The sequence below is a fragment of the Phycicoccus sp. Root101 genome, from assembly GCF_001426245.1.
Lineage (GTDB): Bacteria > Actinomycetota > Actinomycetes > Actinomycetales > Dermatophilaceae > Pedococcus.
This window is the reverse complement of record NZ_LMCM01000007.1, coordinates 446,099-459,395: the sequence shown is the minus strand read 5'-3', so window position 1 is coordinate 459,395 and position 13,297 is coordinate 446,099. Positions and strand designations below refer to the sequence as shown.

Here is a 13,297-nt window from a genome sequence, read left to right as displayed (position 1 = left end):
GGGTTCCCCACTCCGGCACCCTTCTGTTGTCAAGCGGTCGCTTTGAGGCCCTCCCGAGGACTCTTCCGGGGCGCGGCTGTCGGGCGTAGCGTCGGGTCCGCGGGTCCGGGAAGTGGCTGATCCGAAGTGTCGGTGTGCGGGTGCGAGCCGGCCGCGTTGGATTGAAGTGACGCCCCGCGGTGCCCTCCCGGACCCGCGTCCACGCTCTCGAGCTGGGCTGCCGCAGCGTCGAAGAGGAGCTGTCGGAAGATGGCGTCGGAAATGCGGCGCTTGAGGCAGCGCAAGGCTTCGAGGGGCTTCTTGCCCTCGGCGCGCTTACGCCGGTAGTAAGCCTGCCCGTCGGTGGCAGCCCTCAACTGGCTGACCGCGGCGATGTGGATCATGTGGTTGACCCGGCGGTTGCCGGCACGGGAAAGGCGGTGCCGGTTGTTCTCTCCGGAGGAGGCGTCCAGGGGTGCGGTGCCGGTCCAGGAAGCGAACCGGTTCCGATCGGCGAACCGGGCGACATCGCCAACGTCAGCCAGGACCCGGGCGGCCACGACCGGGCCGACACCGTGGATGTCGGTCAGGTGGGGGCTGCGGGAGGCGACGATTGTCTTCAGCTCGGCGGTGGCCTTCTTCATCTTGGCCTCGACGGCGATGAGCTCGGCGAGCTCCTCGGCCGCGATCCGGCGGCGGGTCTTGCCCGCGATGTCGCGCGGGCGTACGGAGGTCAGCATCCGCTTGGCCTGCCCGGTGGTGATGTCCTTCTTTGCCTGTCCCGGAAGCAGTTCCGCCAACAGCGCCTGGAGCCGGGCGACGGTCTGCACCCGGCGTCGGGTCAGGGCCTCACGACGCTCGACGAGCATCCGGAGCACCTCGAGCTCGGGGTCGATCGCCAGGACCCGCAGGTCCTTGGCCCGGACCGCGGCGACCGCCACCGAGTGCGCGTCGTGGGCGTCGGTCTTGCGACCGTGCCCGGTGTCCAGCAGCCGGGCCCGGGCGGCGAGCTTGGCCGGGACGTCGACGACGTCCTCGCCGGCCTCGAGCAGTCGTTGTGCCAACGGCCGACCGACACCGTTCGCGCCCTCGACCGCCCACACCCGCCCCGGCCACGTCTTGGCGTACTTGCGCATCGCAGCGAAACCGGCCTTGTCGGTGGTGAACCGGCCGTGTCCGAGCTTGCGTTCCTGATGGTCGACGACCTCAATCGTCGCTGACAGCTTGTGGGGGTCGACCCCGATGATGATGCGCCCCATGCTCTTGCTCCCGCCTGATCTCGAACCGGTGTGAACGGCGAGGTGGGCAGTGCTACTACGAGCAGGGCAGTCCCTTCTTGAGCCACGCCTCGTCAGCGGCACCCGGCGGGCAGCAAGCCGGAAGAGAGCCACACCCGCGAAGGGTGGGCAGCCCACTAGAGAGCGTCCCGTCGGGCACCTGGACCGAGTCTGGCCAGACACCGGCCCTGAGGGAATCCTCTAGTAGCCCACTAACCGCGAAGGGTGGGCAGCCCACTAGAGAGCGTCCCGTCGGGCACCTGGACCGAGTCTGGCCAGACACCGGCCCTGAGGGAATCCTCTAGTAGCCCACTATGGGCGCCCACATCCCCACATCGAAGGTGCGACCTATCGGGCTCCCGCCGGCACGCATTTTCCGGAGTCTTGATCAGGCGAAAGCATCCACGAGCGCGGCTGTTCCCAAGCCGGTCACAACGCGTATTCGTGGAGGCGGCAGCGGAAGTTGCCAGACGTCTAGACGCGACCTAAGCAGGCGAACATCGTTGGGGGCCCAAGGAGCGGGATCTGTTGTCGCCATGACGACCTGAGTGGCAGCAAAGAGCTCAGCCACGGTCGTCAACTTTTGGATTGCCTTGGACCGAGAGCTGCCAGTCCCCAGGCTTGCTCGCTTCTTCGCCTCCCCCACCACGAACTCTCGATCGGACTGGGCCACAAGATCGATCTCTAGCCGGTCACCCGACGCCGTCGATATATCGAGCTCAGCAACATCGCGGAAGTCGCGCAATTGCTTGCGCAGATGTGCCGCCGCCAAGATCGGCACATCGCCGTCCTGGGCGAGTAGTTCACGCAAGGCTCCATGTAGGTCGTAGAACCAAACCGGCTCCGAAACGGGACGCCTCCACCGTTCGGAGGTCAGACTATTCTCTCCAGCACAACGAGGGCACCGATTGAGCTGCTGCAGCACGTCCACTTGATAGAACGACTTCGTTCCGCAGTCATGACATGAAAGCACCAGACCGCGACGAATCAGTTTCCCGTCAAGCAACTCGTCGAGGCGCCGACGAACCTCCTCGTCGGACAGGTTCCCCAACGCCCTCCGCGAGGCGGCAAAGCTCAGCACCCCATGACCGGCACCCAGGCACACACCGTCGCCGCTGGGGTAGCTGACGCTGCTGGATGCAGACATCGGTATGAACTCACGAAGAAGAGGTAGCACCTCGGGGAGAACTTCCAACAGCCGATCACGGTTCCCAAGCAGTCTCGCCATCACCTGGGCGCGTCGGCCCGCATCCGAGAAGTCGACATTCCAGTCCGGATGGAGCCACGACACGCGTGCCTTGCACCATGCGCCCAAGCCAGGGATGACAAGGCGTGGCCGGGCAACCGCCTGCTCCAAGGATTGAGTAGACATCACGAGCCCCATCGAATGGGCATGGAAAGAAAGGCCCACCTTGCTACTTCGTATCCAAGGATGACCCCAGGACTCTCGATCCTTGGCGACCCAGGTAGACGAGGGAACGCTGCGGGTCGAGGGAGGCATGCTCGCGTTCACGTGAACGTCGACCTCCCAAAAGGGACGCTGAGCAGTGAGCGCAGCATGCCTCGGAACATGCACGGGAATCGGCGCCGCACATGAGAAGGAGTCATCCACGCCAGACGCACCGGGCAACGCCGTGCCAATGTCGTAATCGTGGTCCGCGCAAGCGACGTGCGATGCATCGCTGAGGTCCAAGTTCGCTGCCGCTTGGAATACCGGAGGATCACTAGGCCCCCCATGCTCGTCCCCCATGGGTGCCAGCACGAACGAAGCGTCACCCTGGATCTTGCGACAGATCCCGGCTACATCCTCAAATTCGAGGCTCGCGGAAGTGAAGATCACCCTGCCGGCATCCCAGCGCCCCTCATAGCGCAGGTCGTGAATCCCTGCTTGAACCGCCTGAAGGTCAGGCTCGCTCCCCGTCAGGGAGCTGGGGACCCATGCCGCGCCACCCATCATGCGGTCAAGACCGAAGGCGAGAGCAAAGTCTTCGGCCGTGTCACCCACCACCACGTACCGATGGTGGGCCGCGCGGCCTGGTCCGACCGGCACAGTCCCGACTGCGGATCTGGACCACACATCTGGAAGGTTTTCTGGGAGGACGGAAACCGCTGGTCCTTTCCCGTACCAGCAGACGATGGCTGGCCTTGCGGCGACTGATCCGCCAACCGCAAGGCGAATGAGATCCGTCCTCGCCTGGTCGGGGCCAGCAAGCAACGCCTCCTCGTCAAACGGGAGTTGCGGCTCTTCGGCGAACCCCAGGCGCATCCCTAACAGAAGTCCCAGATCGCCTCGCACGGCTGCTGGAGCCGAGGCGTACGCCGCCGTTGAGGGCTCGTCGAAATTGTCGGATGGTGTCAGTCCGCTTAGATGCGACGTGGACAGGGATGTGAGTCGCGGCCTCACCATTTGGTCGTGCTCGAGGAAGTATGGGCTTGCCACCCTGGCGTAGTCCTCGCACAAGTCCTCGCCGAACTCAACGGGATCGTCCCCAGAGCTCTCGAGCAGCTCGGGGATCAGCGCGGGATCCGTCCCAGGCTGCAAACGACTCTGCAACCAGCCGGGCGCCAGCTGCTCCTCTTGAACAATCGAGGTCCTGAAGGACACCACGTGGTCTGGGTCGTAGTCCCGAACCATGCGGACAACGCTCCTCGAGGGCGTGCCTGATCCGCGGCTGAAACAAAGTACGAAGCCTGACCCGCCCCAACACTTCGAAGCCGCGAACATGCTGAGTGCTGCCCGAGACTTCCAACTTCGGTCCTCCGGAACCGTAATTGCCACGCGCGGCGGCCGAAGAGCAAGGTGGGCTCCGCGGAACTCGGACGACTGTGCGCTAGATGAAACCATTCGATGCACGCCCCTGACTCTGAGATGTCGAGCACAGGCAGTCTGCCCCACGGCAGCTTGCAGCCAGGGACTACCTGGTACAGCCCGGCCGGACTTATCGGCACGCCCACTGAATCCTGAGGTGCTTCCTAGGCTCTTTCTACTTGACCCGCAACCTGAGTCGCGCCAGCGGTGCCTGCATACCTCTCCCACGGAAAGGCAGGGCGTGACGACCTGGGCGGGCTGGTCGGCTACTTCTCGGTGATCGTGATCTGAGGGTCTCCGACACGCCACTTGTCGCTGGGGTTCATCACGAAACCTTCGATGTAGACGGTTCCGTCACCGACACGACTGGCCTCAAAAACGGACTGAACTGCCCTAGCCAGTGCGCGCGCGTCAAAGGCGGCCCCTTCGAACTCAACTGCGATTCACATTCTCGTCATGGCCCAATTCTTCCTGAAGTCCCGGGCAACGGGCGACGCACCGCCGCGAAGGGCCAATGCGGGTCCTTCGGGCACCTCATGTCATGCGCTTGCTCCAGAAGGGCTCGTGTTCCTGCATCGTGTTGTCGGCAAAGCCCTGGCCTCTGAAGAAGGCGGCACTGTCTTGGTCGAGCGGTTGACAGGCGATGACCCGGTCACCGGCTTGGATCGCCTGCGCCTGTGCTCTCTCGACGAGTTTGCCGCCGATGCCTTGGCCACGAAGATGGGGAAGCACCGCCAAGGACTGGATCCAAGCACCCTGCTCCCCGATCTCGTCCAACTCCTCATGCACTGTGACCTGAATCCACCCGACAACCTCCCCCGCGCGCTCGGCGACGAAATCGCTCACCGGGTTGACATCAAAGGATGCCGTCGCGTCATGCAGGAGTCTGCGAAGAGTCCGCACGGCTTCTTTGTCATCGTCTGTGCCTGGTCTTATGTCTGCAGTCACCATGCCCACAGCGTCGCAGCAACACCCAGAATGAGAGCCACGTGGGTCTGCTGCACGGATAGGTGACACCTGATCTCTGCGTCGATTCGTGTCGGCGCTGGAAGGATGTGCACCATGCCCAAGGCGTTTCCCAAGGAGTTCCGTCAGGACGTGATCCGGGTCTACCGCGACTCCGATTCTTCGATGGCCCAGGTTGCGAAGGACTTCGGTATCTCGGCGTCGTGTCTGAAGCGGTGGCTGACGATCGACGAGCGCAGCTCATCGGCCTCTGCCGGTTCGGGCAGGCCGGGCGATGAGTCCGAGGCGTTGCGTGAGGCGACGAAGCGGATCAAGCTGCTCGAGCAAGAGAACGAGGTCCTACGCCGCGCCGCGGCCTATCTCTCGCAGGCGAACCTGCCGGGAAAATGATGTACCCGCTCGTCCGCGAGCTGGCCGTCGACGGGATCCCCGTCACGGTGACGTGCCGGGTACTGAAGATCGCTCGCCAGCCCTATTACCGCTGGCTCGCGAGCCCGGTCACGACCGCCGAGCTGGTTGCGGCGTACCGCGCCAACGCGTTGTTCGACGCCCATCGCGACGACCCTGAGTTCGGCTACTGGTTCCTGCTCGACGAAGCCCGCGACGCCGGCCAGGTCATGGCCGAGCGGACCGCGTGGCGGCTCTGCTCGCAGCTGGGCTGGTGGTCCGCGTTCGGGAAGAAGCGTGGCCGGGGCGGCAAGAAGGCCGGCCCACCGGTCCACGACGATCTGCTCGCGGTCACCGACGACAAGGGCTGGACCCGGCACGAGTTCACCGCCCGCGGCCCGAACCAGTTGTGGCTGGCCGACATCACCGAGCACTGGACCGGTGAGGGAAAGCTGTACGTCTGCGCGGTCAAGGACGTCTACTCCAACCGCATCGTGGGGTACTCGATCGACTCACGGATGAAGTCACGCCTGGCGGTCGCGGCCCTGGACAACGCCGTCGCCCGGCGCCGGGCGGAGGGCGCCGACGTCGCTGGCTGCGTCCTGCACACCGACAGAGGGTCGCAGTTTCGAAGCCGGAAACTGGTCCGCACCCTGAACCGCCACACCATGGTCGGGTCCATGGGTCGCGTCGGTGCTGCTGGTGACAACGCGGCCATGGAGTCCTTCTTCAGCCTGCTGCAGAAGAACGTCCTGGACCGTCGCCCGTGGGCCACCCGGCAGGAGCTACGGATCGCGATCGTGACCTAGATCGAACGGACCTATCACCGCCGCCGCCGACAAGCCGCACTCGGCCGATTGACCCCCGTCGAATACGAGCTGATCATGACTACACCCGCCACTCAGGTGGCCTAACCGAAACTGTCACCTGTTCGTGCAGCAGACCCGTTTACCGCTTTGTGGGAGCGCCATCGCCTCGATCTCACCGTGGAGGCGCGAGTGGTCGAGCGTCGCTTCGCGCCTCTGTTCACGGAACTCGAGCGTGACGCAGCCATGTGTCGCCTGATCACGTACGAATACATACCCCAGCAGGACTAACGATGTAGGCCGCCCTTACGGCCGCCCGCTGCGGGCGTAAACCATGCCAGCTGGTCCTGTCACTCGCGCCTATCCGCCGCGAGTCGCCGCCGGGCTACGGCGTGGTGGCCTGGATCAGTGCCAAGAGTTCTCGGTCGGGGCTGATGTGACGCCCATAGAGAGGCCCACAAGGCGTGGTGGACAGCTTCACGGATAGGTCGACCAGGTCTAGGTCGGGCTGGCCAGTTCGGTAGGCATTCGCCAACTGGCTGAACTCATTCATCGACCCGAGCACGCTGCGGCTCTTGGTGGCAGCAAGACGGTACTCAGCCGTCCCGCTGCACTCGAGCGCGATGACGGCCTCGTGCACGCGGTGTCGACGAAGGACATCCGCGAGCTGGGAGGGGAAACGGTCGAGAAGCGTCGAGGAGGGGGCCAGCGGCAGCATCACCGGAAGCAGCGTCGTTTCGCTCACCAGCAGCGCGACCTGACGAGGCCGCCACGGCAACAAGGTGGCGTACCAGTCGCCCAACATCGTGGTGGACTCATCGGCCGGCGACGGTGCAGGGGCCGAGAGACGCGCTGAGAGCTTCTGAGTTGCCCGAACGATGACCACGAGGGACATCATCTCGTCCCGCACCGTTTCTGTTGCCACCTGCGTCTATCCGCCGCTAGGCGGGTTGCGGCAAGGCGGCTACTCTCCCCGTCGAAATGCCTGGAGTTCGGAAACCAGCGAGCGCGCAAGCTCTCGGACTGCGTCGAGCTCCTCCTCCGGACCCACATCGGCGTACACCAACTCGCCTTCTTCGGTCGTGTCAATCACGACCACCCGATCGAGCAGCGGTAGCAGCTTCGTTAATCGCGCCTCAAGAGCGGCTGGAAGGAGGGAGCCCCACATAGCTACCTCTTGGCGGAAGTCATGGGCTCGCTGATCCCACTTGGAAAGAAAGCGTGACTCAATCCCAGAGCCTGTGACCGGTTGCGCCCAGGAGACTTGCTTCACTTGGCTCTCCAGATCCCACAGCGCCTTGATCATCCTGCCCGCGGCGTCCTGGGCGGCCGCCTCCAACCGGCGTAGCCGATCACGCTCAATCTCACCTTGAGCCCTCTCTGCTTCACGCGCCACCTCAGCTTTGGCGCGCTCGCGCTCGGCGGAGATCTCTCTCCTTGAAACCCAAGCCGCGACCCCGGCGGCACCCAGCACCCCCACGAACGCTCCGAGCGCCCCCTGAGTGAAGTTGGGCCAGCCGCCGAAGACCTGGTCGAGCCTGCTCGTGAAGTCTCCCCACATGTTTAGGACGCTAGCGTGCTTCCGTTCGCGGCAGCATCAGGACTTCTCCGAACTTGCCAAGTCTCAATTCGACGCCGGCAGGTGCCCGAAACGAAGTGCCGTAGGGCGCGCTCCAGGAGACATTGGTTGGCAGGTGCGTGACGCGGGCAGCCTCTGGACATCCATTTCGTCCCACAGCCACCCCAGCAGGAGCTATAAGACATCCCGATATACCCGCTGTGACTCCGGCGGTCCACAAATGGCTTGCCGCTCATGGTGAGGAAGGGCGGATCCACCTGCGTCACAACGCCGCAAACCGCGCTTCCGCGCGGTACATCCCGAGGGGGGACTCTCGAAAGTCCGTCTACGTGCGCGTAGTCCCCTCAGGAAGGGCACGAATAGGTGTATTTCGCCATTTTCCGACCGTGGGGGCGGTTTGGGTCGTAGCGTGCCGCCATGCCGGAAGACGTTGAACCGCCCGAGGATGGCCCTCTGATAGATGCGGTTACCGATCAGCCTGATACCAAGCGGTTCTTGGCTGATGCGAAAACCATGTTCGACTTGGTCGGGCGGTTCCACCTGCAGGTTTCCGTCCTATTTCACGAGGTACGTCTAGCCGAGTTGACGGCACTGCCACCGGAACCTGCGCCTTCGGATGGGCCTGGTGGCCCTGCCCTCGTCTCGTTCTCAAGGTCCGAGGACTGGTATGCCGACGTCCTTGCGTCTCAAACGCAGATCCTCGGCTTGGAGAAGGTGGACTTCGCGAGCTTGCGAGTAGACGGTGGGACTGCGGATGTTCGCTTGCTTCGCCCACTCATTGGCTCCATCGACGACAGGTGGACCCCTCCGGAGGGTTACGAGGCCTACTACGTCACTGTGTTTCTTGGCCTGCCGGCCTTCTGCGCAGCCCTCAGTCTCTGGGGGTCGAAGGACGAGGATTCCCGTCCGGACGAGGCGTGTGGCCCTTTCGACTGGTGCGGTGTACGACTTCGCGCGGATGTAGACACCGACGAAATGCTTGTAGTTGCCTACGACTTCAACACTGGAGAACGTCTGTACCTTGAGGACTACTACCTCCCGGCGGCGCTGACCGATGGACCCTCAGTTCTTGCGGGCAACTATCAACGGCGCCGCAGCGAGGGGTGGACTGTCGAAGACGCCATGTCCGCTGGGTGACCACTGCGAACGCCAAGACCCCCTAACTAGTCGACCTGAACCCCTGTTGGGCCTGCCCGCGCTATGGGTCTTTCCGCCACTGGGCCCCTCCAGATTGTCCAGGAGGCTTCTCAATAAGGCGCGCCGCAAGGCTGTGAGTGACAGTCTGATCCGGTGACGCACACCAACTCAGCATCAGAACGGAATCATGGCGGGATGAGTTTGTGGGCTCGCAGGGGATTGGTCGGCGGAGGATGCGTTTCGTGGGCTGCCGGAGCAGTTGCAACCTTCGTGGGTGGTGAGGGTTCGGGGGCAGTCGCCTTGATCGGCTCGGGTGCTCTTGCATCGCTTCTCGGACTCATTGGCCGCTGGCCCTCAAAGATCTCCGTGTCAGGCAACGAGATCTCTTGGTATGAGTTGAAGGAGACCGTTGACGAACAAATCGAGGCTGCTCAGGACGCGGGCAACGAAGGCGCCGTCCATGAGCTCGAGGAACTTCGCCATCGCCTCGAAGAGATGCAACGGACCGGTACCGCCACAAGGCACCCAGCAGCTGACTACGACGATGCAGTCGAACAAGCCATCCACCGAATACTGCCGGGGGCTACGCTGCGCAAGACCGTGGGTCGTTCACGAGACAAGGCAGACTTCGAACTGACGCATGGATCGAAGGTCCTATTGGTCGAGTCCAAGTTCAAGTACGACCCAAGGCGCCCCTTCCAAGGCACGACTCTGGCACCACTTCTGGCGCGGCTAACTGACAACGAGGCGTTGCTTGTCGTTACGAACTCGCTCGACACCCGGGGAGCCGGAGCTGTGATCAGCGACCATCAGGACCGAGTCCAGATCATCACTTGGGCAAGCCCCAATGACGATTCGGCCCTCCGTGCTGCCTTGGACCGGCTCCTAGGTGAGGACTCTTGAACTGCTTGTCGTGAGGATTCCGAGAGCAATCGGGGTGCGCGGTTGACTCGGACAGCCCCGACGTTCTGGGCACGTTAATCCGCGTCACTCAGCCGCGAGACCTCCACACTGCGGTGGCTGTGGGGATATGCGGCGGATAGTGAACTGGCCAAGCCAGCGGCATGCTGAGTGGGCAGGGTATGCGCGAGCGCAGTTGGCTGATTTGGCTAGGCGCATGCCGTGCTGTCCATGCATCCTTTGACCATGAAGACAATTGCGCGCAAGCGTCGCGCCGACGACCCCCGTGCCAAGATCGTGCCTGGACCGTGCGGCTGTGAATGCGCAGGCTGCGATCAGATGGGCATGCACTGCATGAAAGCTGATCGCGGCTGCGGTTACCGCCGCGTGCCGTGAGGTCGGGCAGGATCTCGGCAACGATCAACACTCGTCGTGACCCGTTGCTTCCAGGCTGAAGGTGCGTCTATCCGCCGCGAGTGGTCAGCCAGGGTTCCGAGCCCCTTCCCTGTCAATCGCTTCCCCAAGCCGTGTAGTTAGTACCGCATATCGGCTTCCGCTTTGGCTCTTGCCACCAGGGCGTCTCGTGATTGGGCACTGTAGATCCGGCGTCGGGCCGACCAGGTGCCGGCTACCACACCCTGGGCGGGTTGGTACCACGCCCAGTGAGGATCCATCGACTGACCCGATATCTTGAGGTCCAAGAACACCCCATGCTGGTAGCCATTCAGCTCGACGACGTCGGCGACCGTCGCCTGTGAGCCGCCTCGGTGAGTCTGAGACGAGCTGTTCGTCTTCAGTTCCAGAACGAGCAGGTTGTTCTCCGGTCCACGCTCGCGTCGGCGGTGAATGAGGAGGTCTGGATAGACGCGATTCCCACCAGAGCGTCTCTTGACGTCCGAATCGCCGGCCGCGTCTGTGGCGCGGTTGTACTCGCAATCCACATCCCATCGACGGTCGACTAGCGGCTTCAGGTGCCACCCAAGCGCGAAGGCAACGGCCACCTCGTTGGCAGTTCCGGCCCTGTCCCGCTCAGTTGAGCTCACTAACCGCCATTCGTCGACGATCAACTGCGTGAGTGCAATCCGGATCCGGGCGTCAATCGAGGTTCGGTGCATCGCGCCAGTATGCGCAACCGAGTTCGCGATAGCCGCCGCGGGGCGTCCATTGGGGAGCCATGTCGGGGTGGGGGTGGCTCCAGGTCAGCGTCACACCGCCGCGTCAGCTCGCTCACAATGACGACCAGGTATTTGGTCTATTCTCTGGTCGTTGGCCTGCTGGGGTGCGGTCGCGCTGGCGGCGTCAGGTCGGGTCGCCTTGGCCGATTGTCTGATGACGGGGCTGTCACACCTACGCGCCGGCATCCCAGCTCACCAACTTCGTGTTCCCGAAGACGCCTGGGAAGTGACATGGGCTTTCCCTAACCGAGCGCCGACGACTCATACTGGTTGTTACCCTCCCGAAGCACACAACACGGCGAGGGAGCACGATGGCGACGAAGGTATTCATCAGTTGGTCCGGCGACAAGAGCCGTGCTGTGGCTCTCGCCCTTCGTACGTGGCTACCCAAGATCATCCAGTCGGTTCAGCCGTTCATGTCTTCTGCTGACATTGCGGCGGGCAGCCGGCCGATGTCGGATATCGAGAGCAGCTTGGAGGACGCTCAGTTCGGCATCATCTGCGTCACCAGCGACAACTGGGAGCGGCCGTGGTTGAACTTCGAGGCAGGTGCCATCTCGAAACGACTCGGCCTGGAGGAGACGCGTGTGAGCCCGCTTCTCGTGGACATGAAGCCTGAGGACATTGATAGCCCACTGAAGCAGTTCCAGATGAAGCACCTAGACGAGCGAGGCGTCTTCGAGGTTCTGCTCAGTCTAAACGCTTTGTGCGGCGACGGAGCATTGTCGGAAGCAGACCTGAAACAGACCTTCGAAGTGTGGTGGCCGAAGATGGACGCAGACTTTGAGAGAGCCCGCGTCGTGACCCCGACCATCCCCGTGCATCGGGGACAAGAGGCGAAGATCGACGAGTTGTTGACTCTCGTGCGTGGCCTCGCACGCACCGGCACGACCGGCAGCGAACGCCGGAAGAGGACCAAGGAGGATCCCTCCGACCGGATTACCGCGATGTTGCGGTCCCTCCAGCCTGAACTTCATACCTTAATGTGGTCGTCCACAGCAGACCAAGTAGACATCACTAGCGGCATCCCGGTTGCGCCGGAAACAGCGAAAAAGGTGCGTAGCAGTTTTCCACTCCTCGACATCACGTTCAGCACGGATGACGGCCTCGAAGCCATGCTGCGGCGGGAACTCGACGACAATGATCGCGAGTAGGGACACCTGCCCGTACAGCTCGGCCCAACTGCCAAGGTTCGGCCGTCTGTGTCGGTCGCGTCGTGGCAGGACACCCTCCCGCTCGAGCCACGGCTGACATATGGGACCCCGCGTCTCACCGCCGTCTGTAGGGCGAAGCGAACGCACGCTCATGGCCGAGATGCGGACCGAGCACACCGCGACCAGAGTTAAGGACCCGGACGTGGATGCTGTTCATCTAGGACGCCCGAGCACCAAGATGCGCTGACGACCACCGTGCGCTGCCTCATGGAGCCCTAACGGCCGGTCTTGGCGAGGGCGGTGGCGACTTCGTTTACAGGCTGTACGTATGACTCGGCTGCGTCGACTTCGAAGAGCGCGACCCCGGTTTGCCGCGCGTAGTCGATTGCACTCTGGGAATATCCCGCTCGCGAGTAGAAGACTGGTTGAGCTCCATGCTGGTTGGCTCCGACTAGGCGTTGAACGTCCGGTCTGCCGACGGCGGTCGTTCGGTACTTGACTTGGGCGACGACTCCGCGGCCTTCGACGTCGAACCCGCCGTCAGTCCCGGCCGGCGCGCGTTGGGCGTCTCTGAACCCGATGCTCCGCAGGTGTTCCGTCGCAAGAACTTCTGCTAGCTCCCACTGTGCGAGGCCGTTTATCGAGGATTCAGGACTATCGGCGGCGTCGCGGGCATGCTGGGCGTTCATTGCGCGCGCCCTGGCTTCGATGTCCTCTGACAGCTCGGCGACGACCGCGACAAGGTGCTCTCCACGTTGCGTGTGTCGTGGCTTCAGGCGGCTGACCTCCCGCTGAATCTGTTCGATGGTGGCTGAAAACACCCCCTCGGCGGCACCCTTGGCTGCCTGTCGGTACGTTTCGCGTGCGTCTACGAGTGCGCGTCGCAGCTGCCACAGCCACTCGTCCACTTCGCCCAGGCCGTAGGCGATCCGCAGCAGGTAGGTGCGCAGATTTGACACACTCCGGTTAAGTCTGTGATGCGCGGATTTCAGCGATTCCGCTAAGGGCTGCGGCGCCGAGACTGGGAAGCCGTTGCGTACCGCGCTGGGAAGTGGGGAAAGTGCCAACGGTGTCAGCCTCGAGGCGTCGCAAAGGAGTGTCTCGGCGTGTGAGAGGAGTGTTGCGATT

At 63.4% G+C, this 13,297-nt stretch carries 11 protein-coding genes and 1 pseudogene; 5 read left to right on the top strand and 7 right to left on the bottom strand.

Features of this window, described 5'->3' with window-relative positions; all coding sequences use genetic code 11:
* Positions 1–29 precede the first annotated feature (29 nt).
* The 3 genes from ASC58_RS12775 to ASC58_RS12770 form a co-directional block, all read right to left on the bottom strand.
* Complete coding sequence (locus ASC58_RS12775) at positions 30–1,238, bottom strand: IS110 family transposase (protein WP_056919543.1); 1,209 nt, start codon at positions 1,236–1,238, stop codon at positions 30–32.
* 406 nt (positions 1,239–1,644) lie between these two features.
* The gene (locus ASC58_RS21070) at positions 1,645–3,891 is read right to left on the bottom strand and encodes a hypothetical protein (RefSeq protein ID WP_157598486.1); all 2,247 of its coding nucleotides are present in this window, start codon (positions 3,889–3,891) and stop codon (positions 1,645–1,647) included.
* 708 nt (positions 3,892–4,599) lie between these two features.
* A complete protein-coding gene (locus ASC58_RS12770) occupies positions 4,600–5,016 on the bottom strand; it encodes a GNAT family N-acetyltransferase (RefSeq protein WP_157598485.1) in 417 nt (138 codons plus the stop codon).
* A gap of 111 nt (positions 5,017–5,127) precedes the next feature.
* Between ASC58_RS12770 and ASC58_RS12760 the strand changes: the two are divergent.
* Positions 5,128–6,332 (top strand): annotated as a pseudogene (locus tag ASC58_RS12760) (IS3 family transposase).
* Positions 6,333–6,609: 277 nt separating this feature from the next.
* On the opposite strand, the gene ASC58_RS12755 reads toward ASC58_RS12760, so the two are convergent.
* Entirely contained in the window at positions 6,610–7,149 is a 540-nt protein-coding gene (locus ASC58_RS12755) for a hypothetical protein (RefSeq protein ID WP_200947816.1), read from the bottom strand.
* A gap of 39 nt (positions 7,150–7,188) precedes the next feature.
* The gene (locus tag ASC58_RS12750; protein ID WP_056919540.1) at positions 7,189–7,785 is read right to left on the bottom strand and encodes a hypothetical protein; all 597 of its coding nucleotides are present in this window, start codon (positions 7,783–7,785) and stop codon (positions 7,189–7,191) included.
* Between the two features lie 435 nt (positions 7,786–8,220).
* On the opposite strand from ASC58_RS12750, the gene ASC58_RS12745 reads away from it, so the two are divergent.
* The 3 genes from ASC58_RS12745 to ASC58_RS21660 all read left to right on the top strand — a co-directional run bounded on the left by ASC58_RS12745 (position 8,221) and on the right by ASC58_RS21660 (position 10,236).
* Positions 8,221–8,940 (top strand): hypothetical protein, encoded by a 720-nt coding sequence (locus ASC58_RS12745; RefSeq protein WP_056919539.1) that lies wholly within the window; start codon positions 8,221–8,223, stop codon positions 8,938–8,940.
* 153 nt (positions 8,941–9,093) lie between these two features.
* Positions 9,094–9,843, top strand: coding sequence for a hypothetical protein (locus tag ASC58_RS21065; RefSeq protein ID WP_235529218.1), 750 nt, complete (start codon positions 9,094–9,096; stop codon positions 9,841–9,843).
* A gap of 243 nt (positions 9,844–10,086) precedes the next feature.
* Positions 10,087–10,236 (top strand): hypothetical protein, encoded by a 150-nt coding sequence (locus ASC58_RS21660; RefSeq protein WP_235529217.1) that lies wholly within the window; start codon positions 10,087–10,089, stop codon positions 10,234–10,236.
* A 137-nt stretch (positions 10,237–10,373) separates the two neighbouring features.
* Here the strand turns inward: ASC58_RS21660 and ASC58_RS21060 are convergent, their stop codons facing one another.
* A complete protein-coding gene (locus ASC58_RS21060; RefSeq protein ID WP_157598483.1) occupies positions 10,374–10,955 on the bottom strand; it encodes a hypothetical protein in 582 nt (193 codons plus the stop codon).
* Positions 10,956–11,326: 371 nt separating this feature from the next.
* On the opposite strand from ASC58_RS21060, the gene ASC58_RS12735 reads away from it, so the two are divergent.
* Positions 11,327–12,169: a toll/interleukin-1 receptor domain-containing protein gene (locus ASC58_RS12735; RefSeq protein WP_056919537.1), complete on the top strand. Its 843-nt coding sequence runs from the start codon at positions 11,327–11,329 to the stop codon at positions 12,167–12,169.
* Between the two features lie 275 nt (positions 12,170–12,444).
* Here the strand turns inward: ASC58_RS12735 and ASC58_RS21655 are convergent, their stop codons facing one another.
* Positions 12,445–13,128 (bottom strand): restriction endonuclease, encoded by a 684-nt coding sequence (locus tag ASC58_RS21655; protein WP_235529216.1) that lies wholly within the window; start codon positions 13,126–13,128, stop codon positions 12,445–12,447.
* Positions 13,129–13,297 lie beyond the last annotated feature (169 nt).